Raw genomic sequence first — 23,065 nt, 5'->3', positions numbered from 1 at the left:
ATCAGTATTTATAATTTTGTTTATAATCGGTTCAGTTTTATCAGGCAAACATCATTTTCTTTTATCTGTGTTTGAAATAAGTACTTTCCGTTGGGAGAGATTTCTAAAGTTATGGTCTGTTCCGGAGAACCACTACAGAGTTTGTCCAACTCTCTTATCTGGCTACGGGTCAAATTATTGTTGTGCTTTATGTCTAAATAATGGGAATAAGCATCATTGCTTCTGTATCCTACACGGTACAAGGTTAGTTGATACATGCCTGGGGTTAATCCGGAAAAAGATACTTTTGCTGTTCCTGCTGGTAGTGCTGGGGTACTTTGGGCATAATATGCTTTATTTTCTTTATCTTGACGTACAGTACAATCCCAAAATATAATCTGAATGCTATCATTTTCAGAGCAACAGGCTATGGTATTTTTATCGGAGCATTCAAGTTTTGTATTTCCTAATTCATTTAAGAATTTGTAAGCAAAATAAGCCGGTTTCCTTAATCCTTGAAGATTTATAAGACCAAATCCTCCGTGAAAATAATCTGTGGGTGGACCATCTTCTTCAAAGACATCGGAAACCATGCAGTATGAAAGAGACTTTATACGGTCATTGGCAATGGAATTTATTCTTGATAGAATGAATGAAGGTGCCTGATATGAGTCTCTTATCGGATCCCAATAATCCCAAGATAGTCCCCATTCTGTGTAGTGAACATCTAATGTCGGTATTGGGGAGGATTGGACCGTACGGTATACATTTTCTATGGCTTCAGTTGTCCCATGAGGATCATAGCATAAGTTTCCCAATGGCCAAGAAGGACCAGGTTTCCATGATGGAATGGACGGGACTTCCCATGTTTTATAAGTTTTTTCTTCTGAGAACGTCTTTGCTGAATAGTTGTGCGCAGATATAAAGTCAAGGGGTATGTCCTTTTTATTGCAATATTCTATTAGGCGACTTATCCAATGATTATTCCCTGCGATAGACGGACCTCCTACTCGATAGTTCTCAGATACGGATTTGACAGCTTGGGCTGCATATTCATACATTTTTAAATAATTGTCAATTGTCCCGGTAAAAAAGTTTTTATCCGGTTCATTCCATACTTCGAAAAACCATTGGCTTACTTCTTCCTGACCATATCGTTCGGTGAAATGTTTTACAGTTTCGTAAATTAAGTTACCCCATTTCTTATAGTCTTTCGGAGGTGTTATGTTGGAGTGTTCCCAATAAATATATTTTTTTTCGCTCGCCAAAGCTTCCGGCATAAAATCGAATACGACAAATGGATGAAGTCCTGCGTCGTAAATGAAGTCATATACTTTATCTATATATTGCCAACTGTAAATGGCTTCTCCCGCTGCATTTTCTCGATATAATCCCATGTCGTCTTGAAATAGGCCATGGAATCGTAAATACTTGAATCCGCATTCTTGGGCTGCTTTCTGTATATGTTCCTGATGATCTTTTCGAAGAAGAAGATAGGCTCGGCCAGTACTGACACACGTATTATGAAATGTATTGTACTGTCCGGCCTTTTTTCTAATATCAACTTCAATAAAGCGATCTTTTTGAGAATTCTTTTTTACATATTTTTCTTGACTGTATACAGTATAGTTACATTGTATACAGTATAGCAGAATGAAGAATAATATGTTTTTGAAAACTCTCATCATTTGTTTTTATATTTAAAGTTTAGTCTGTTTTATTTTACCGGTTCGATGCGAAACGAGTAACTTAATGGAACATTTACAGGAATCATGTATTTATCAAGGGGTAATGGCCCACAAGTTGCATTACCTAGTCCTTGTTGGATACAGTCTAAATTCAAATAGATTTCTGGTTTTGTTATTTGTCCTAATTTGAAATCATGTTTAGCATTCCATAATTCAGCATCGGTAAAATGCAAAGCACTGAAAGCCATTTGATTCTTTGCGGTTATTTTTAGACCTTTGTTTTCGTGGTTTGTCAGGGTTAGCCATCTGATGCCTTCTCTGTTACCCATACTTTGAGCTCTGACATAATGTTCTGAAGCCATGTCGGTTACTGTTGTTTTATATAGTCCTACAGATGCGGAAACCATACGGTCACAGTAATTTTCATGAGGACCATATCCATACCAGCAAACCGTTTCATATTCATTGGGCAAAATAAGTTGGAGCCCGAGACGACGTATAATTTCTGCGTTGTCCGGTTTGATGAAGTTTGCATCTATGTCTATCGTTCCGTTGGAATATATTGTATATTTTATTCCGTAGGGAATGGTAACCGGTTGCTTTGCATTTATAACAACTTGAGCATCAGTTAATAGAGTTACGAATTTTTTACTTGAATCTGTTTTATAAGTAAATATGGGCTGGTTGCAGATAGTTTCATAATAATTCTGGTCTGTAAATTTATCGTTACCAACACTTCTGTACCAGTTCAAGGCAAAACCTTTATTTTCATAAATCATTTCTTTGTCGTCGTATTGTAAAGAAATCATTGTTCCTGTTGTTTTATTGAATATGCACTTAAAATTGCCGTTTTCTATGGTTAGCCTGTTTCCCTGATCTTTTACATCAAGATTTCCCAAGGAAGATAAGTCAATCATGCTTACGGCCGGACGCATATTCAACGCAAATTGTTCATTTGCGATAACATGGCCGGATTGGGCCCATTGTGTATCTTTTTTCAGTGAAAAATAGATATTTAAGAAATGTTCGTTGTTATTTTCTATTTTTGTTTTATAGGGAAAAGTAACGACGCTTTTCTCATTTGGAGCTAAGTTTAAATCATCTAATTCTCCCGTTTCTATTTTTGTCCCATTTCTTAATATTTCCCAAGTTATATTGAATTCATTGAGATTTGTAAAATCGTATTTGTTTTCTATTTCTACTTTGCCTCCGGATAGAGCAATTGGCCGGAATTTGACATATTGATATACTTTCTTGACTTCTTTCAACTTGGCTGTTTCCCGTCTGTCGGGAGTAGTCAGCCCATTACAACAGAAATCCAGGTCATTAGGTCTGTCTCCAAAATCACCTCCATAATAATAGTGGTTTTCGGGCTTTCCGAATTTGTTAATTCCTTGATCTACCCAATCCCATATACAAGCACCAATCATCCTTTGAGATTTGTTTTCGATATAGTCCCAATATTCAGCCAGATTGCCCGGAGCATTTCCCATAGAGTGAGCATATTCGCACAAGAAATATGGTTTATCCGATTTTTCCTGATCGAATCTACTCATACGGGGTATATCCGGATACATGTGGGAATCGATGTCTGCAGCATCGTTTTTCCCCTCATAATGGATAGGACGGGTGGGGTCAAGTTCTTTTGCTCGTTTGTACATTTCATCGAAATTAACTCCGGCACCTCCTTCATTTCCAAGTGACCAGAATATTACAGAAGGATGATTTTTGTCTCTTTGAATTACACGAGTAATCCGGTCAAGAAATGCGGGAAGCCAACTTTTAAAATCACTGATACTATGATTTCCGTGATTTTCGAGGTCTGCTTCATCCATAACATATAATCCATAATAGTCATACATGGCATACATTTTGGGGCTATTAGGATAATGGCTGGTACGAACAGTATTTATATTGTGCTGTTTCATCAGAACGATATCTTTGAGCATGGTCTCTTCTGGTACGGCTTTCCCATATTGAGGATGGATATCATGGCGGTTTGTCCCTTTGAAGAATACTTGTTCATCGTTGATGTAGACCCGTTTATTTTTGATTTCAATTTTTCGGAATCCGAATTTGGTGCTCATAGCTTCTGTTACGTTCCCGTTATAATCTTTTAATGTTACAATGGTACTGTACAAATTGGGATATTCTGCAGACCAAAGTATAGGATTTTGTATTGTTGTCTGTAAAGCATAGTTTTCTTCTTTTCCGTTTTTGATATCGCCGATTTTTTGGACCAAAGTTGCAGCTGTTTTTCCAGAGGGATCAAGTAACAGGATTTCTAATGTGGCTGCTGTTTTTTTGTCTCCGTAGTTTCTTACAATTGCATTAACTTTGAATGTCGCCTCATCCAAATGTCCATCCTTGAATTGAGAAGTTAATGTATAATCTCGGACATGAGTCTTTGGTGTTGCATACAAATATACGTCGCGATGTATGCCACTTAACCTGAACATATCTTGGTCTTCTATATAACTGCCGTCAGTCCAGCGATATACTTCGACAGCAATTGTGTTCTTTCCGGGTTTTATATACCGAGTGATATTGAATTCTGCATCGTTATTTGCTCCTTGGCTGTATCCTACCTTATTCCCGTTAATCCACAAATAAAAGCCACTATATACTCCATCAAAATGGAGAAAAATTTCTTTACCGTCCCAATCGAAAGGAATCGTAAAATTCCGACGGTATGAACCTACCGGATTTTCTTCGATTTCATTGGTAAATCCTTTTTGTGGAAGGATCATCGACGGGAAGTTTTTAAAAGGATAATTTACATTCGAATAGATCGGTGTTCCGTATCCGAGCATTTCCCAATTGGAAGGAACCGGAATTTCTTTCCAAGCCGATACATCATAGTTGGCTTTATAGAAATCGGTCGGGCGTTCAGATGGTTTTCTGGCCCAATTGAATTTCCAATTTCCATTTAGAGATTGGTAGTATGAGGACGTCGGTGTCAACCATGGTCGGGTAAAATATTGATCGTTTTTTAAACTTTCGATCGAAGGGAAAGGTATGTACGTATTATGTCCTTCTTCTTTGTTTATGGCAAAGATCTGTTCATTTTCCCATTCGCGTTTTCCCCGTGCATTTTCGGGAGGTAATTTTGTTGAAGTCGGCACTAATTTCCAAGAAGTCGGAGCTTTAGATATTGTGTATATAAGAGTGCCGGAAACCTCTTTATCTTTAAAAGAGATTACTCGATCGGAATTTTTGTGTTGGATAGAAAATCTTCCGTTTTCTAATCGGGAAAGTATCCAATGTTGATTTTCATTAGCTCGGCTATAATCCCAAATATTTAAAGGATGTTTGTCTCCATCTGTATTTACAATGTCGAGACTTTTAATTGTGAATGGATTGTAAATAACGTAACAATCTTTGTAAGGAACTAATCTCCATAGCTGTCCTTTATTATTTTTTTCATCTTTTGCCAAATATATATTTGTCAGATTATTTGCACTTTCTCGATTGTCGAGAACGAGTCCTGATGGACTTACGATCTTATACAATACGTTATCTTTGATTTCTTGGGCAAAAGAGCTTATCTGTCCCAGAAGCAATGCACATAGTAATATCGATATTCGTTTATTTCGCATATTGTGAATTTTTATTGTCAAAAATTGTTACGTAAATGAAATATGTAAATTTTTAGATTCTGTTCTTATATTATTTTTCTATCTCAATTACGTACGGATGTGTAGTCATTGTCAATAAAATAGAATTTACATTATATAATGTTTCTATTTCATCGGAGCTTTGAGTCGGATCGAATATTCTGATTACTTTAAATGTTTCATCGAAATTTACTCTGATCTTTTCTGAACCACCAGTATATTTTTCTCCCCAGACAACTAACTCGAGATTACCATTACTTTTTTGTAATAATAAATGGTGTACTGTCGCAGGTTTGTTGGGAATAGAAAACGTCAAATATCCTGGATTTGTAGTTGCATTAGGATCATCTGCTAAAATACTAGTTAGATTATGGAGATAATCTGCTGCAATTTTTCCTGAACCGTCCAGATTGAAGAATGAGAAAGGTTCATGGTTGGCTTCGTCTCCATGAGCTTTTAGTAAATATACAGCTGTGTAAGACCATCCGCGTTTAAATTGTGACAAATATATGTTCATATACATACATCCTTGCATTTCTTCCGATAAATTGTCGCTACCTTGTTCTCCGACAGTAATACCTGTTTCTGTTGTTACTCGAGGAATATTCAATAGGGTTTTTTCATCATAACCACTGTAACCGTTTAACCAGGTGGAGCCGTAATTGCTATATAATCCGTCAGCAAATGAGTCGGGAGACGGATCCGAAGCTCTCCATGTTTGGTTATCATGGATTCCTGGCCATGACGGATGGGATGCATAATTATGACAGTTGGCATAATCGGCGAATTTTGTTCCTGCCGGATAAATGGAAGATGTTCCTTCTGGAACAATGCAAAATTGTAATCCGAGATTTTCAGTTTCGGCTCCATTTTCACATGTGTGGAAAACCGGATAGTTTTTAAGAACATCATCTTCTCCTACGATTAGACATAGATCTTTCATAAGTTCTGCGATTGGTTTCCATGTGTTTTCATTTCCGTTTCCTCCTCCGAGTTCTCCATTGTAAGTAACTTTCCAGTTATTGGGCTCATTCGGTCCTTCGAACGCGAGTAATGCTCCAGCTTCAGCTAAACATTTGGTTTGTAGAATGAATGATTTCATAGATTCTTTGTTGAGATTGCCTCCGCTACCGACTCCGATACATATTTTAGCTCCGGTTGCTTTGTATACTGTAATGATATCTTCTAAATCTTTTTGTGTCGAGTAACCGCCTCGAATCCAACGGGCACCCAAATAGTTCATGTAATCGATAGTTTGGTATAGATATTCACCCCGCTTGGTTATAGAAGAGTTCACTCCGATACTATTCAGAAATTTGTTGGCACTTTGAGCTTTTATGGTTTCCTTTACAAGTATATTTTCATAAGTCTCAGGTTCCATATTACAAGCTGAGAACACTATGGTGAATAATACAATCAATATTCCGGCAATTTTTTTCATGTGGTGAAATAATTAAGGGTTTTCGTTCATTTTTGTTCAAATGAATTTTTATTGTTGTTCATTCTCTATTGCAACATAAACGTCAAGTTCTGCTAAGAATGTATAAGCATTTGGTCCTTGTGTCGCTACGTATTTAATATAACGGGCTCTTGGATAGTTAAGGTTTATTGTTTGCCCTTCGTCTGTTCCGGGATCCCTTGCGAATGTTCCCATATCTTCCCAGTTCAGGCCATCTAGACTTACCAGTATTTGGCGTTCGGTATGACCCCCACTGTTTCCTTGGCGTCTATAATCTACTAATTTCCCGATTACCTTTTCTTGACCCAGATCAACGATAAACCAGTGAGGGAATTGGGGTACTGGCTGTGACCATTGAGAGTGCCAGAATGTTTCCAAATTATCGTCGATTACAGATGATGCATAACCTTGGTTCGGGTATACTGAATGATCTTCGTTTGTTGCTTCACTATCATAGTCTACGATTTTCCAACCGGATTTATTCATTTTTTCTATTTGATATACCGAAATAGTTTGTTCATACGCATCTGTAAGTTCTCCCGTAAGGCCTTCAACGATTAAACTAACGGTATATTTTCCTCCTTGAACATACGTATGAGATGGTGTTTGTTCTGTAGATGTTTCTCCATCACCGAAATCCCATTTGTATTTCATCCCATATTTAGAAGAGTTTTTGAAGGTAATCGTTTTCCAATTATTTGCATCTGAGCTGTATGTGAAGCTGGAGGTCGGAGTCATGATTTTGGTATCAACGACTATTACCACTGTATTCAGTTCAGTATTGACTTCTCTATCTGCACTGACGATAGATAAAGCTATTCCATATTTTCTGGGCTCGTTCGCTTTTAGAAAATCTAAATCGATTTTTAAATTGAATTCGCCAAAATCCTTACCGTTGGGTATGGTTATGGTTTGAGGTAATGAATATTCTTCGGAGGGAAGTATTTCGACGTTCTCTAAGTCTCCAGTAGCAATTAAAGCATTTATAGTATCATTATTAATAGCCAAATCGACGTTTACATTCCCACTGTTTTCGATCCCAGAACGGTATGCTCCTAATGTTACATTGAATGCATTATTGTCTCGATCTATTTTGAACTGATATACGTTTCCTGAAGTGGGAACAGATATCGGTGCTGATACATCGTCGATAGTGTAAATCCCGTTGGCTGCTGCTGGTAGATATATTTTCTGAGCTGGGTACTCCATCGAAACGATTTCATCATATTGGCATGAAATAATTGTAGTACAACAGAGCAATGTGAACAGTAGCGTTTCTATAAAATTAATCTTATTTTTTTTCATTTTTGTGTGTTTAAATAGTTTGTGATAAGATTACCAAAGCGGATTTTGATCCCAACCAGCAATGTTCAGATCGCTTTCAGGTATCGGATATAAGTACATTTTGGTTGTAAAAGTGCGTTTTTCTACATCGATCGGATTATATTCGAATAGACCTCCTCTACTGATAATCTCACAACCTCTTAGAGTGGCACCTAATGTTTCTGGGGCGATCATCCAACGTCTGACATCCCAAAAACGATGATCTTCGAATGCCAATTCGATACGGCGTTCATGTTGGATTCGTTTTTTCATTTTCGATTGATCCAAGCCGTTGGGCAATGCGGGCATATTTACTCCGGATCTTTGACGAACTTTGTCTACATAGATTTTGATATCAGCGTTTCCTGGATCGTATTCATTCAATGCTTCTGCATAATTCAGATATATTTCTGCCAGACGGAAAATAATCCAAGAATGTACGCTGGTACGACCTTGTAGCAGATCTAATTCTGAGTTAACGTATTTATTTAAATAATATCCTGTTTTTGTTGCACGAGATTTTCCTTTTCCGTCTTTTCCGCCTGTCCAGCATTCTACCGGTCGACCGTTGAAGTTAGTATTGTTCAGCAATACTGTGTAGGCTAAACGTGGGTCTCGATTGCTATACGGCGCAGCTTTGTGTGCAGGAGTATTCCAGTCGAATTCGCTTCCGTCTCTCATTTCATAAGCGTCTACTAAATTTTGAGATGGGGTCGTTCCACTGTTTCCTAAATCGTATCCGATGGGAAAATTTGCTTTTTCAAAATCATTGCTCGATCCGCCTCGACGGGTTAGGATAATTTCAGCATTATTGTATGTTTTGAAGAGTCCGGGATAATCTGACGATAGGCTGTAGTTAGCTTCTCTGAGATCGATTACTGCTTTTGCCGCTTTTGCTGCTTCTTCCCATAATGAATCTCGATCCATCGTTCTATTCGAAATGTATTCGGGATGAGCGTATCCGGGTGCCCATTTATCCGGGTTATTAAATAAATCGCTGGCTGCATATAGCAGAGCACGGGACTTTAATGCTAATGCTGCCCCTTTTGTTACTCGTCCTAAATTTGTTACATTATCGGAATAGACTTCGGGTAAATTTTTGGCTGCCGAATCGCATTCTGCAGTGATAAATTTGAAACAGGTATCGAGGGCATTTCTAGGAATCTGGAAATTACTCTCTACATCCATGGGCTCTGTAATTAAGGGTACACCACCATAGCGTTTAACAAGCTCAAAATAGAAGTATGCACGTAAAAACCGAGCTTCGTAACGCCAGCGTTTAATGTCGGCTAAACATCTTTGATAACTTTCTTGTTTATTGGCATCCGGGTCGAGTCGGTAATAATCCATTTCGATATCATAAGAGTTGGCAATAAACAGATTGGCTGCATATATCCCATTAAAATTGTTGTTCCAAGCACCATCGGGATTGTCTTTTTGATTCCATGCTCCCGTATTGAATTTTTGAATAGCGCAAGTTTCGAGAGTGTGTTCTGCCTCGTCTGTTGCAGAGGCCATCATTGCTCCATCGGAATACATCAATCCCCAAGGAAGATAAGTATAGATTCCGTTTATCCGGGCTCTTGATCTTTCGTAAGATTTTTGTACTTGATCAGCTGTCAGGCTCATAACGATTTCTCTATCTAACGCGTCGTTACAGGCACTTGTCACTAATAAAGCAATAAGACTGTATATATAGATTACTTTTTTCATTATATATTACTGTTAGAGGTTACAATTTTAAAGCTGAACATTTACACCCATACTGATTGCCCTCGTTGCTGGATATCCGGTCAGTACTTCCGGGTCAGTAAATCCGTCCATGTGGTCGATGGAAAATAAATTTGTTCCGTTTAGAAATATACGAGCACTTTCTAATTTTATTTTGTGTGCTAATGATTTCGGAATAGTATATCCGATTTCTATATTTCTTAATTTCAGGAAATCTCCATTGCGTTGCCAGAATGAAGAGTATTGGTAGTTATTCAGGTTATTATTGGATGATAATCTCGGATAGGTTGCTGTTTCTGCTGTTTCAGGAGTCCATCGTCCTAATGCTATCGATGAAATTTTCCCATCGTTTTGGAAAGCATGGAAGTATTTGCCGCTTAGATAAACTGAACGATTTACCGCGCCTTGAAAAAGAAAGCTCAAATCGAAACCTTTGAACTTGAATCCTGCCCGTAATCCTAGTGTTAATTCTGGCATGGAGGTTTTTCCGATAGGATAATAGTCGTTGTTATCGATGATTCCGTCATTGTTCTGGTCTTTGTATTTGATGTCTCCGGGTTGAACGTCGGTAAACGTTTGCGTAGGAGAGTCTAAAATATCTTGTTCGTCTTTAAAGAATCCAATTGCTTCCAACATGAAAGGTTGGTTGATTGGGTGCCCAGTTCCGTACAGATATTCATTGACTTGTAGTGCTTCGTCGTTGTATTTTATTTTGTTTTTCGCTAACCAAGCTGTCGCTTCGACATAGTAGGTAAATTCCTTTTTCTGATTACTTGTATAGCGGGCCATAGCTTCGAGTCCCTGATTGTCTACTTTCCCTAAATTCATCATCGGACGCGAGAATCCTGCGAAAGAAGGAATCGTTCGGTAAGGTACTGTTAGGATGTCATAACGATGATTGTTGAAATATTCGAAACTTAAATCTATGCTGTTGAGTAGTGTAGCTTCGAATCCGAGGTTCAATTTTTTTTCTTTTTCCCACGTTACTAATGGATTGGCTTTTGTCCCTTCAAAAGCTGCGTCGGTTTGATTATTAGATGTCCCGAACCAATAAGCTCCCCAATTGTAATATTGATCGAACATAAATCTGGAACCTCCGATGTTATCGTTACCGATCATACCATAAGAGCCTTTGATTTTAAGATAGTTTACGATATCATTGTCTTTTAAGAAGCTCTCATTGGAGATGACCCATCCTAAGGATCCGGCAGGGAAAAATCCGAAACGATTTCCTCTCGGAAAGTTTTCTGTACCGTTGTATCCGAAAGTGAATTCGGCAATATAACGTTTATCATAATCATACGTAAAACGTCCACCCATACCGATATTTTTACGAGAGAGGTCGCTTCCCGTCAGGACATAGTCATTGTAGCTACCCATAAATAATGCGTCTACACCATGTTTTCCGAAAGTACGATTATAATTCAATGTCGCTTGTAGAGAATAGTTCCTCCATTGGCTGGAAGAGCTTTCGTCTCCCGATAAGGAAGTGTTGTCTCCGAATTTGGTATATACGATTTCGCCAGCGTTATCTCGGTCAATGCTATAACGTGCATAGCTCCGAGTCTTATTGGAGTACGATTTGAAATAGGTGTTGAATCCGATAGCGCCAGTTATACTTAATCCTTTAGTTATGAAATCTAATTGTTCGGTTAACTTGAGATCGGCTTGAACAGAACGACCATTAGAGGATATATAACCTTTTTGCATAATGTTTCCCAACGGATTTTCGTAAATAGAGCTTCCTCCGTACATACCGGGAGATACATATACTGGGAATGCATTGGGAGCGACAGAAGACATGAGGTCGAATATGGAACCTCCGTCCTCATTAGTACCTGGATTGGCTTTATCTTCTACAGATCCTCCTAACAATACGGTGGCTGTTAACCTTTTGGATAAATTTACATCGATATTGGTTCGGAAATTATACCGTGTGTAATTCGAATTTTTTGTGTAATCCGACATTTCCTCAGCTTTTCTGAAAAGACCTTTGCTGTTGATTACGTTGAACAATACATAATAGCGGAATGTTTTACTGCTACCGCTTGCTGAGAAATTGTAATTTTGGATTGGGGCCGCTTTACGTAAAACGGCATCGTACCAGTCTACATCCGGATGAAATAGAGGATCGTTACCTGTTCGATAAGCTTCTATATCTGCGGCAGAGTATAGTGGATCCAGCCCGTCATTGGCTAAAGCTTCGTTATATAGGTTCGCATAATCATATGAACCTAAAAATTCGGGTAGGCGAGCAGCCTGTTGAAATCCGGCTTGTATACTGAAATTGATTTTTAACTTTCCTTCTTGTCCACGTTTTGTCGTAACCAATAAAACGCCATTGGCTCCTTTACTTCCATAAATGGCCGTTGCAGTAGCATCTTTAAGCAATGTGATTGACTCTATTTCTTGTGGAGCCATTTGTTGTAAAAAGGCGTAAGTCGATTGAAATCCGTCGATTACGATAAATGGTTCATTACTTCCATAAAATGTTCCAAGTCCACGTATATTGATACTTGGTGTATCCCATCCGGGTTCTCCTCCGTTTTGTTGAACCGTAAGACCCGGTAATTGTCCGAATAACGTATTGGCGATATTCGTAGTGAATGATTTTTCCAATTGTTTTCCGCTTATGGATGATACTGCACCGGTAGTCATCCATGAGGGTTGGGTTCCGAAACCGACTTGATTTATGCTATCAGAAGGTGTTTGGGCTGTAGATGTATTGCAACAACAAGCACCGATAACCAAGGCCATTAAAGAATGCTTTCTTATAGCTTTATATTTTATTATATATTTTCCCATGAATAAGTAAGATTAAAGACGGATATTAAATAATTAATAACCTGGATTTTGAATTAGATACCCTTTGTTCACCTCACCTTGCGGGAAGGGTTCCAAATACATTTTAGTAGAAAAAGTTCGTGTCTCGAACACATACGGTTCGTAATGGAACTCATTGCTGCCATCTATTTGGGTGATTTTTAATCCCCACATATTTCCATTCATAACACCTTCGTTTTGTGCTATTTTCCAATGTCTTACATCATATAGACGATGATCGTCGAATGCAAGCTCTATTGCTCTTTCATGGCGAACTTTCTCACGGAAAGCTAAATAATCCAGTCCTGAGGGAATATTCGGCATTCCAGAGCGTGTACGAATTTCATTGATTGCGTCATAAGCTTCTTGTGTGGGACCATTGTTATATTCGTTCAACGCTTCTGCATAATTTAAATAGAATTCATTAAGGCTTAGTATCGTCGAGTTAGGAACATAAGTCCAAACTTCTTCACTGATGATTTCTGGATAATGCTTGTGCAACCAAAATCCTCCGGAGCATGTTGGATATTGACGACCTCCTTCGTAAATCTCCATTTTCGGAAATTCTTTGTTCCAATAAGATTGGTTATATGCGATTGTTTGGGCAAAACGAGGATCTAATTCAGCCATTTTTGCTTGTAAATCGTTTCCTCCGTTTTCATCCCATGTTTGTTCTGTACCATCTATTTTTTCGTATTTTTTTACGAAATTGAATGTCACAGTAATTCCGCTTTGTCCTGAGTTTCCAGGGTATACATTAGGGGGAGAAATTGCATTCCAAGGCCAAGACCATTTACCACAAGTACCGCTTGCTTTTTCTGCTAATATGATTTCATTATTGTCATATTGTTCCCATTGATATTTGTAATTTTTGGTAACTCCTTGATCTGTGATTAAGGAACATCCGGCTTCTTTTGCCCAGTCTAAGACATCTTTTGCTGCTACTGCTGCTTTATTCCATAATTCGTTATCGTGTTTCCCCATGCAGATCAAATTATTATTCGATCCGAAGTTCATATATGGTTTATCCGTATTGAATAGATCTCTAGCAATCAATAAATATAATTTTGCTCTTAATGCAAGTGCTACACCTTGATGTATGCGACCTTTTAGAACTCCTGTTTGATTTAATGGCAAAGCGTTTACCGTTTCATCATTTAGATCGGAGAGGATGAAATTGGCAACATCTTCTACACTGCTACGTGGAATTTTCAGATTATCCGATAATTGTATTCTTTGATTTATGATGGGAACTCCACCGTATCGTTTTAGCATTTCGTAGTAGTTCATTGCACGGAGAGTTTTGCTTTCGGCTTTTAATTGCGCAGCATATTCTCTCGAAATATCGGGAACTTCGTCGACTCGGTCTAACATAACGGTAATTTTGCGGATTGCAATCCAACGATATGGCCAACGTCCATCATAAGTATCGTTAGGACTTAGGGAGCCATTATTCCATTTTTGGGTATCATACCAAGCTGCACAAGTTTCGGCTTCATCAGTTGCTCCGGCACTTAAAGTAGATTGTGGTCCAGCAATGAGATTGTTCGTGCCATAGCCGAAAGTTGAATGTATACCATATTGATAAATAGATGCTAGGAATTTTTCTACTTCAGCTTTCGATGAAAAAATCGTATCTTCAGTAACATCGACCCCCGGAGCTTTTTCCAAGAAATCGCCCATCATGTCTTCACATGACGAAACAGATATCAGTAATAAGCTGGTTATTATTGTTAAAGCTATATTTCTCATGTTCATTTGTGTTAAAAATTAATATTCACCCCGAAATTATAGATTCGTGTTACAGGATAAGGTTCGGAGTTTACACTTCCGTTCGGAAATTCAGGATCTTCTCCGGGGAATAGATCACACCAAGTAAGTAAATTATTTCCGTTTAGGTAAAAACGAACGGAGCTGATTCCGACTTTTTTCAAGAAGTTATTGCGAATCGTGTACCCGATTTCTGCATTCTTGAGACGAACGTAACTCGCATCTTCTAACCAATAAGTTGAGCCGACATAATTGTGGGTGTTGTTAGATGCTGATAGGCGAGGATAAATGATTTTTTCTCCATTTTGAAGGCGTTCTTCACTCCAACTATTCAATAAATCTTTGCTTGCTGCTGTATTGGTGTAAAATCCTTGGGTGCTTCTTCGTGATGGCCATGTTGAAACATTTGCTGCACCTTGGAATAATAAGGAGAAATCGAATCCTTTATAATTGCCTCCTAAAGACAATCCAAATATTTTTTCGGGGAAATTGGAGTATCCGATAGGTACTTGGTCATCATTATCGATTTTTCCGTCTCCATTAATATCTTTATACCGAATATCTCCCGGTTGAATTTTATTGTTGTTCCATTGATAAACTGGACGGTTCGGATCATTGACTTCTTCCCAGCTATTGAATAGCCCGTCTGCTACATATCCGAAACTTTGGCCGTAACGATGTCCTGTCTCGTAGCGATAATCGTAATCCCAATTTGCTTCGTCTTTGTAATCGACGATATTATGAGCATACGTGTAGTTAGCTTTTATGAAATAATAGAAATCACCGATATTGTGATTAAATGTAAGTTCCAATTCTATACCTTTGTTGGTCATACGGCCTAAATTGTATGCCGGGAAATCTGCACCTATGATATTGGGAATTGTCCCTCGATTGCAAAGAATGTTACTGCGTTTTTCTTTGAACCAGTCGAATGTGAAACCGATGTGATCGTCCCAGAATTTGATGTCAGCACCGACATTTGTTTTCTTTGCTTTTTCCCATGTTAAATCTGGATTGCCGAGTTTACCTTCATTTGCTCCTTGGTAACCTTGTTGGCTTTCTCCGTGTATTCCCCAAAAATAGGAGTTATTAGTATAAGAATATGAAGTCGGACGATACAAAAAGCGATCTCCTCCTACTTTGTCATTACCTACTTCACCATAAGATCCTCTGATCTTAAAGAAAGAAACATACGGGTTTCTTGGGAAAAAATCCTCTTCTGTCGGGACCCATCCGAGTGAATATGCCGGGAAAGTACCAAATCGGTTTCCCTTATCGAAGTTTTCGGTACCGTTATACCCAATATTGAATTCAGCCAAGTATCTATTTTTGTAATTGTATGTGATACGGCCTACTAATCCTTGGTAACCATTCGGAATTAAGTATGCCAAATCGGGACTATGATATTTGCTTTGGTTATATAAGGCCAATATACCGATATTATGTCCACCGAATTGTCGGGAATATTCGGCTCCGATTTCGATATAGATGCGGCGATTTTTAGCAACGGATTCTCCATATTGAAATGATGCCAATTCTCCACTGGGAATCAATACATATCCGGGGGCTTCGTCCGAAGGTTTTACTTCATATCCGAGACCGGTGCGATTGAATGTTTGAGCTTGTGTATTGTAGTTTCGGTAAGATATGGCCCCGCGTAAACCTAATCCTTTTGTAATAAAATCTAAATCGTAATTCAGTCGAATAGAGCCATTCAAGTTGTTTCCGTAATCTTTTCGAAAGCCGGTATTGAATGCAGCATATGGAGTAAAGTCTGTTTGTGTTAGCCACGACATCGTTACGATTTTATTATCTATGATGCCTGGGGAAATGTAAGGTAGTGTAGAGGATAGCATTTCCATAAATAGAGGGGTATCCCAGTTCGGATAGCGTCGATTGTCCATTTGTACAGAGAAATCGAAGCTTGCTTTCAGACGTTTAGTCACTTGTATATCGAAATTCGATCTCATATTGTAACGACGGTATTTCAATTGTGGATCGTATCCTGGATCGAATAAAGCCGTATTGTACATACCGTTTTGTGTAAAATAACCTAAAGAGAAGAAGTATTTAACGCGTTCGGTACCTCCACTGATATTCAAATTCGTACGAGTTTGATAAGATGCCTTTTTTAACATTTCATCAAACCAATCGATACTCGGATGAAAAATAGGATCGGCTCCAGTACGATATAATTCGATATCTTCATCAGAATATTTAGGGGTATATCCTCCGGTAACATAAGAATCATACATCAAAGCTTTATTATAAGAACTCGTGTATTCGTAGGAGTTCATATTTTCGCGTAAATAAGTGAAGGATGCACGTCCAACACTCGTTGATAGACTGACTTTGGGACGTCCTAGCTCTCCACGTTTAGTTGTAATGATTAAAACACCATTTGCTCCGCGTACTCCATATACTGCAGTAGCAGATGCGTCTTTTAAAATAGAAACCGATTCTATTTCATTAGGATCGATATTATCGTAATTCGAGGTCTCTATACCGTCGACCAAAACTAACGGATCTTGTTCTCCAGCGAAAGTTCCGATACCTCGAATTCTTAATGTTGATTGGTCTTTTCCCGGTTCTCCACTTCGTTGAACAGCAAGTAATCCGGGCATGCGACCGACGAGGGCATTACTGATGTTCGCTTGAGGAGATTGCAACAAATCCTTCGTTTGAATAGCTGCTACTGCTCCCGTAACTGTCTCTTTCTTTTGGGAAGAGTAACCTACTACTACTACGTCATTTAAATTTGTAGTTGTTTCTTGTAGAGTAATGGAAAATGTATTTTTTCCATCTAATTTCAGAGTTTGTGATACAAACCCTACACATGAGACCATCACTGTTTTAGTCCCTTCAGGTACTTTTAGTGTAAATTTCCCATTGTAATCGGCAATGGTTCCTATCGCTGACTTGGGTATTGCTACAGAAGCTCCTACCAAAGGCTCTCCACTTGAGTCTTTAATAGTCCCGGTTACTATGATTTCAGCCTTCTGTACTACGGCCTCAGATTTATCCTCTTTTCCAATGGCTGCATTTATTTGTGGTGTCCCCACGAATAGAAGGCAAATGCTAAGATAAAGGACTTTGTGATTGAGTTTTTCAGGTTTACTTTTTTTTCTCATACGTCTGCATCGTTTTAATTTAGACGGTTAATAATAATAAGGTCATGTTGGTGTTTTTTATTATTTATTATATGGTTATGTTTTCATGGTTTATTTTAATTTTTAAATTTAAAATACATACAAATATATATGAGAACAATTAATTTTTTTTTAATAGGTGCTTAAAGGTAGATTAAAAACCTCTTAAAAATGTATTAATGTATATATAATTCATTTGTTATCAGTAATATAAATATATATATGTTTTTTATTAGGAAGAATAATTTTAGTGTTTATAAGAAGAAATTAGCAATGAAAATCATAAACAAGAACTACTAAAAATTCTTGCTTATGATACTTTATATATGATATGCTTATTTTTTAATCGTTATTCTTGGAAGAAATAATATCTTCATAGCTGAAGTCTGGCTGAGTATCTAATAAAGACATATATTGAGCACAAAATTTGTCATAGCATTGTCTTGATAGAACTTTGTGCCCCAGCTGATATAATAAGCGACATTTTAGTTTTACGGCTTCTTCTTCAGTAGGATATAGTAATAAAACGACATCTGCTATTTGGAGTGAAAGCTTGGAGTCAGAACTGTATTCAGGAAGAGCTATTGCAGATAATAGAATGTCCGATACGCGAGAAACATATTCTGATTTGAATTCGTCAGCCCATTCAGCATTGACATTTGGCAATAACATGCCTTTAGAGGATAGAGCGATAATTGTTTCTATTGTCTCTCGGTTATAATTGCTATTTCGTTTTTGGTATTTTTTTAGTTGTTTCCATATTTCTATATAATCGCAGAAAACATCTTTCCCTAGCTTGATATTCCAATAACTATTTTCATTGGTCAAAGTAATATCTCCTATATTATTTAACAAGAGACGTAAGCGTCTTATGTTTACACTTCTGTTATTTGATGCGGATTTTTTATCCATTCCTGACCAAAAAGCTTCGTCTAACATTAGTGAACTGACTCCTCGTCCGTCATTTTTTACTGAATGTAAGAGAATAAATAGGAATAGTTGGCGCAGGACGGAAGAGAAGCCTCCTGTGACATCTATACCCTGTCGATCGAATACTTGAAATCCTCCGAGTAAATTGATAGTAGATGTTGCTGGGATAGGAGAGGATTCGTTAGGTATAGGATTGACTTTAGTATTGGACGAAGTAATAATTTCGGGAGATATTATTTGAGAATGTTTTTTTGTTTTTTTAAGCCAAATCCAATAACTGATTAAGATAAGGCAGATTATACCTATCCCTCCAAAGATAAGTTTAGCTTGGGGCTGAGGGGATGTTTTCTCCGCTTGCAAAACATCTTTGGACTGTAATACGGGATAGGCCATAGAATAAATAGATACAAAGTATCCATTTTGGTTGGGTACTTGTTGTAAAATTATGGTATAAAGATTATTGCTTTCTTTATCTAAGAAAAGGTCGCAATATGATTCACTATCGAAAAAATGGTATAATATCGTGTCTCCTAAAATTGTTGTTCGTGATGATTCCCAGTCAAGAGATATGAGATACAATAATGAATTGTAACGGTCATTGTTGTATGCTAATGTATATACTGTATGCTCGTTTTTATCGATTAATAGTGAATTGCCCATAGCGATGGGATCTCCGGCAATTGTAAAATTAGTAACTTTTTCGCATTTAGCATTTGGATAATCGATTTTGTAAAGGTCATACAAGTTTTGGGGCAGCTCTTCCTGCTTTCCGGAAGGGGAGCCATAGCCACCCATTACCATCAGGACACTGTCTTCATAAAGTCCTGCTGCACTTAAATAGCGAGGCATTATTTGAGTTTTCAGGTCTGTGGTTTTCCATGTACCGTCAAATAAGTCCCGGACAATTAAATTTGCCTTGTATTGGTGCATACCATATCCGCCGAATAAAACCAGTTTATGATTTTTGTAATCTATAAAATGGTTGTGCTGTTGTATAGGTGGTAAAATCTCAGTTCCGGAACCAGACCAACTTTGGTTTTGGAAATTATAAATATTAAGGTCTGGAAATTGTGTACTATATGAAATCAGACAGTTTCTTTCTTTATCATATAACAGGGCACTTCCTCCTCCACATCGAAAAGGTGCACCTTTATTTGTTTTTACTCGGGATATTATATCTGTAGCAACAGAATAAGTTATTAGAGAATCTGCCGTTGCGATAAAAATGCGTCCTGAATCGCTATCATAAGCAATTTGTGGATTAGTTTCTTTGAAATGTATGGATATTACGGGTTTCCATGAAATGTGTTTGTCAATTTCCCATTCTCCGTTTTTTACTAATGCAATACAGCCGTCTACTTCATCTAAAACTGATGATTCGAGATGCTTTGCAAATTTCCAATGACGTAAGGTTTTTCCTTTTTCATCACATACTTTTAAGTCCCGGATTGCCATAGGGGGTACATCCGTTGTATAAAAATTACCGTGATGATTTTTGCCTAAATGCAATTGAGCATTTTTTAGGTTAGGAATTTGAAATGGTATTTTTGAAGTGGTTTCGTTAAAAGAGCACTCGATGTCCGATATGTTGAAGCGAATTTTTACAGGAAACCATTGTTTTTCGTCATAATTGCTGTCTAAATGAAACTCTTTATTGCAATAAATGTGCTGGGTACTGGCCACTACGAAGTTTACTTTCAATAAAGAAGTATTGGCAATGAAGTCCAAACTTAATGTATCATTACAAATAAGCCTGAAGATATATCCGTAGGTTCCTTCCGGTTTATTGTCTAAACGGAGGTCAAATTCAATAGTACTTCCCGGTTTTAAAAACAGGTTACAATTACTTAAATCAACACCGGTTCTTTGGTCTTGATTAACAGAGTGGGAACGGAAAGTAAGTCCGTAACGTATATTATTATTAGCAGATTCACTCTTTGTATTGAAAAAAGAATTGATAATTATGAGTAACAGAAGAATTCGTCTGTAAAGCATATTAAAAATATTTGTCTGAAAAAGATAATTCAATAATATGTCTTTTGTCTTTTTCCGAGTTTTAATGAATGTACTATATAGAACTGGATCGAATCTATAATAATAGTTTGTAGACTAATAATATAGTAATGTTTTGTAATGTGTGTAAATTCTATATGTATTGTTCAAATTTAACTAAAACTGTTATTAAAAATCACTAATCTAAGAATCTTTTGTATTTTCATAGTTGACAATCAGTAAAATACAAAATTGCCTTAAGACTTGTCGAGAAACAAAAATATAAAAATTTTCTGTATTACCGATATATTTTCTAAAGATTTCAAAAAACAAAAATAGATGATACATAACTATAAAGCTATCAGTGAAATTTTTACTGGATAAGAGAGAAATGTTTTAACGCTTTGGCAATACCTTCATTGTCTACCGTGTCAGTAATATATGAGGCGGCTTGCTTTACTTCGTCGGAAGCGTTACCCATAGCAACACCTATACGGGTATATTTCAGCATGGGAATATCGTTACCTCCATCTCCAAAAGAGATGGTCTCTTCTAAATTTATCTGATAATATTCCAATATATGTTTTATACCGGTACTTTTGTCAATGCCTTTTACATTGACATCTGCAAAATGGGGATTCCATCGGCTGGCTTCACAATGGATAAAAACAGTCTTTTGAAGTTCTTCTTCTTTTTGTTTGTCAACATATATGTTTATTTGTAAGATGTCTTTTTGAGCAATATCTTCTAAGGGTTTAATTTGAGGTACGGGAACATTTATTAATTTGCAAAGGTCGATGACTTGTTGATTGATAAAGTTTATTGCTGTATTGTCTTGTGTCGTAAACTGGCAAGGGAAATGTTCGGTCTCTTTTTGGTAACGAATGATTGCATTGATATCTTCTTTAGGAATAGAAGTTTTGTATATTACTTTTTTGTCAGAAGATATGCAGAATGCTCCATTTAATGTGATGATACCATCTATAATGATGTCCGTGGGTAAAGAAATCAAGAATAAAGGCCTTCCTGTGGCAATAAATATTTTCGTCCCTTGTTGCCTTAATTTTTTTATTGCATTTATGGTAGAATCAGGTATTAAGTGGGTATTGAAACTGATTAGAGTTCCATCTATGTCGAAAAATGCAGCTTTTATCATAACTTATTTTATTTGTAAAAATAATAAATATTTTACTTTTCAGGGGACTATAGAAGCATACCAATAACGAAATACTTTTTCTATTCCATTTTCGTCCTTTATTTTGTAATTCTGAATTTTTGCTCTATCTAATGAAAATTTAACAGGAGATTTGAATATTTTTCCATCATAGCAGAATGTATGGTATTCTCCGTTCTCGCCGCAAATGTCAATGTCCTTGGGAAAACTATTGAGTAAATCCATGTTGATTTCTTGGCCGATATATTCTTTCCCTAATTTTTCGGCATCGGTGGTAATAATAATGGTTTTTAACCCTGAGGATAAAAAATCTTTCATAATATTTTGTGAAGATTGTCCCCATAACGGTTCTACGACTTTGATACTGAACGGTTTTAGTTGTTTCTCCCGATAGGCTCGTATGTCTTCGAGGAAAATATCTCCGAAGACAAAGTAATTGACACCGAGGGATTTAAAATAAAGTACAGTTTCTGCCATATTTGTTTCGTAGTCGTTGATATCACCTTTAGGAGGGAGGTTTACAATATAGATGGGCAGTCCAATACTCTTTGCTTGAGCTTTGAGAAGAGAGACAGGAATTCTATGCATCGATGAGTATTGAGTTTCTTTATTTACGGTTGTGAGTAAAGAAGTTATTTCATAATTCTTATCTTGTAATATTTTGTATAAGGCGAGTGCCGAATCTTTCCCTCCGCTCCAATTGAATACAGCTTTTTTTCGATAAAGATTTGTCATATTAATTTTTTGATTTTATTGTTGGTAAGAAATGCGCTGACCAAGGTATAATATTCTGGGAGAATATTGTTTTTGCTCCACAATAGTTCAATACCCAATAAATCGGATGTAGTGTGTTCTATATCAAATCCCAGTGCCTCTAGAGAAGGTCTTATTTTTTGAGGATATATGCAAGGAAGATTTTTATTTCTTTTGCATTTCGAGGGGGTGCAAAAATGACATGTCCCGGCAAAACAAGCTCGGCTTTCCGGATATTTGTTTTCTAAAGTAAGAAGGAGGGGGTCGAGCTGGCCTCTGACTTTGGTTAATAAATTCTGTTCGTATAAGATGAGTTCTTCTTTAGTAGCAAAAGAACGCTCAAATTGGGAAGGAAAAATTTGAGTACCTATAATCCAAATTGAGGTATATTTTAGTAAGTAAGCTTTTGTCTCGAAATCGAACGGAGGACAGCTCCAACAGGAGTTATACATTTTGCACTCTTTGCAGAATTGTATAAATTTTTGAGGATTATGATAACGTTCTATGTATAGGTCTGTATTTATACAGACGGATTTTTCTTTTATGGTATACATATCGGTTTTTGTATTGTAATTACATACTGTCATTTCTTTTTGACGAGGGTTTCTTTTTGATTGTACTTTTTCCCAAAAGTACTTCCGATATGGTATTTTACCAAGAGAAGCAGTTATTATTTT

General features: G+C 37.1%; 12 protein-coding genes. All 12 read right to left on the bottom strand.

Going from position 1 to position 23,065, the window contains the following annotated elements:
• Positions 1 to 20 precede the first annotated feature (20 nt).
• On the bottom strand, positions 21 to 1,667 hold the full coding sequence (locus Cop2CBH44_RS10725) for a GH39 family glycosyl hydrolase (protein WP_200754786.1): 1,647 nt from the start codon (positions 1,665 to 1,667) through the stop codon (positions 21 to 23).
• Between the two features lie 29 nt (positions 1,668 to 1,696).
• Positions 1,697 to 5,266, bottom strand: a complete 3,570-nt coding sequence (locus Cop2CBH44_RS10720; protein ID WP_200754785.1) for a glycoside hydrolase family 2 TIM barrel-domain containing protein — start codon at positions 5,264 to 5,266, stop codon at positions 1,697 to 1,699.
• Positions 5,267 to 5,336: 70 nt separating this feature from the next.
• On the bottom strand, positions 5,337 to 6,725 hold the full coding sequence (locus Cop2CBH44_RS10715; RefSeq protein ID WP_200754784.1) for a glycosyl hydrolase: 1,389 nt from the start codon (positions 6,723 to 6,725) through the stop codon (positions 5,337 to 5,339).
• Positions 6,726 to 6,773: 48 nt separating this feature from the next.
• Positions 6,774 to 8,048 carry a discoidin domain-containing protein gene (locus Cop2CBH44_RS10710; protein ID WP_200754783.1) on the bottom strand — a complete coding sequence of 425 codons (1,275 nt, stop codon included), beginning with the start codon at positions 8,046 to 8,048 and terminating at the stop codon, positions 6,774 to 6,776.
• Between the two features lie 30 nt (positions 8,049 to 8,078).
• Positions 8,079 to 9,779: a RagB/SusD family nutrient uptake outer membrane protein gene (locus Cop2CBH44_RS10705; RefSeq protein ID WP_200754782.1), complete on the bottom strand. Its 1,701-nt coding sequence runs from the start codon at positions 9,777 to 9,779 to the stop codon at positions 8,079 to 8,081.
• Positions 9,780 to 9,806: 27 nt separating this feature from the next.
• Positions 9,807 to 12,602 (bottom strand): SusC/RagA family TonB-linked outer membrane protein, encoded by a 2,796-nt coding sequence (locus Cop2CBH44_RS10700; protein ID WP_200754781.1) that lies wholly within the window; start codon positions 12,600 to 12,602, stop codon positions 9,807 to 9,809.
• Positions 12,603 to 12,635: 33 nt separating this feature from the next.
• Positions 12,636 to 14,372: a RagB/SusD family nutrient uptake outer membrane protein gene (locus Cop2CBH44_RS10695; protein WP_200754780.1), complete on the bottom strand. Its 1,737-nt coding sequence runs from the start codon at positions 14,370 to 14,372 to the stop codon at positions 12,636 to 12,638.
• Positions 14,373 to 14,383: 11 nt separating this feature from the next.
• A complete protein-coding gene (locus Cop2CBH44_RS10690; RefSeq protein ID WP_200754779.1) occupies positions 14,384 to 17,521 on the bottom strand; it encodes a SusC/RagA family TonB-linked outer membrane protein in 3,138 nt (1,045 codons plus the stop codon).
• A 360-nt stretch (positions 17,522 to 17,881) separates the two neighbouring features.
• Entirely contained in the window at positions 17,882 to 20,464 is a 2,583-nt protein-coding gene (locus Cop2CBH44_RS10685; RefSeq protein WP_200754778.1) for an AfsR/SARP family transcriptional regulator, read from the bottom strand.
• 370 nt (positions 20,465 to 20,834) lie between these two features.
• Positions 20,835 to 21,617: a Cof-type HAD-IIB family hydrolase gene (locus tag Cop2CBH44_RS10680; protein ID WP_200754777.1), complete on the bottom strand. Its 783-nt coding sequence runs from the start codon at positions 21,615 to 21,617 to the stop codon at positions 20,835 to 20,837.
• Positions 21,618 to 21,656: 39 nt separating this feature from the next.
• Complete coding sequence (locus tag Cop2CBH44_RS10675) at positions 21,657 to 22,370, bottom strand: Dph6-related ATP pyrophosphatase (protein ID WP_200754776.1); 714 nt, start codon at positions 22,368 to 22,370, stop codon at positions 21,657 to 21,659.
• The gene (locus Cop2CBH44_RS10670) at positions 22,367 to 22,942 is read right to left on the bottom strand and encodes a DUF2284 domain-containing protein (RefSeq protein ID WP_200754775.1); all 576 of its coding nucleotides are present in this window, start codon (positions 22,940 to 22,942) and stop codon (positions 22,367 to 22,369) included. The genes Cop2CBH44_RS10675 and Cop2CBH44_RS10670 overlap by 4 nt, the downstream gene beginning before the upstream one ends.
• Positions 22,943 to 23,065 lie beyond the last annotated feature (123 nt).

The sequence above is a fragment of the Coprobacter secundus subsp. similis genome (assembly GCF_015097275.1).
In the GTDB taxonomy this organism is placed as follows: domain Bacteria; phylum Bacteroidota; class Bacteroidia; order Bacteroidales; family Coprobacteraceae; genus Coprobacter; species Coprobacter secundus.
The sequence above is the reverse complement of the archived record's forward strand: the minus strand, read 5'-3'. Positions and strand labels throughout refer to the sequence as shown.

Coding starts and splice junctions, on each gene's coding strand:
- Cop2CBH44_RS10725 (WP_200754786.1), bottom strand. CDS start 1,667: ATGATGAGAGTTTTCAAAAACATATTATTCTTCATTCTGCTATACTGT.
- Cop2CBH44_RS10720 (WP_200754785.1), bottom strand. CDS start 5,266: ATGCGAAATAAACGAATATCGATATTACTATGTGCATTGCTTCTGGGA.
- Cop2CBH44_RS10715 (WP_200754784.1), bottom strand. CDS start 6,725: ATGAAAAAAATTGCCGGAATATTGATTGTATTATTCACCATAGTGTTC.
- Cop2CBH44_RS10710 (WP_200754783.1), bottom strand. CDS start 8,048: ATGAAAAAAAATAAGATTAATTTTATAGAAACGCTACTGTTCACATTG.
- Cop2CBH44_RS10705 (WP_200754782.1), bottom strand. CDS start 9,779: ATGAAAAAAGTAATCTATATATACAGTCTTATTGCTTTATTAGTGACA.
- Cop2CBH44_RS10700 (WP_200754781.1), bottom strand. CDS start 12,602: ATGGGAAAATATATAATAAAATATAAAGCTATAAGAAAGCATTCTTTA.
- Cop2CBH44_RS10695 (WP_200754780.1), bottom strand. CDS start 14,372: ATGAGAAATATAGCTTTAACAATAATAACCAGCTTATTACTGATATCT.
- Cop2CBH44_RS10690 (WP_200754779.1), bottom strand. CDS start 17,521: ATGAGAAAAAAAAGTAAACCTGAAAAACTCAATCACAAAGTCCTTTAT.
- Cop2CBH44_RS10685 (WP_200754778.1), bottom strand. CDS start 20,464: ATGCTTTACAGACGAATTCTTCTGTTACTCATAATTATCAATTCTTTT.
- Cop2CBH44_RS10680 (WP_200754777.1), bottom strand. CDS start 21,617: ATGATAAAAGCTGCATTTTTCGACATAGATGGAACTCTAATCAGTTTC.
- Cop2CBH44_RS10675 (WP_200754776.1), bottom strand. CDS start 22,370: ATGACAAATCTTTATCGAAAAAAAGCTGTATTCAATTGGAGCGGAGGG.
- Cop2CBH44_RS10670 (WP_200754775.1), bottom strand. CDS start 22,942: ATGTATACCATAAAAGAAAAATCCGTCTGTATAAATACAGACCTATAC.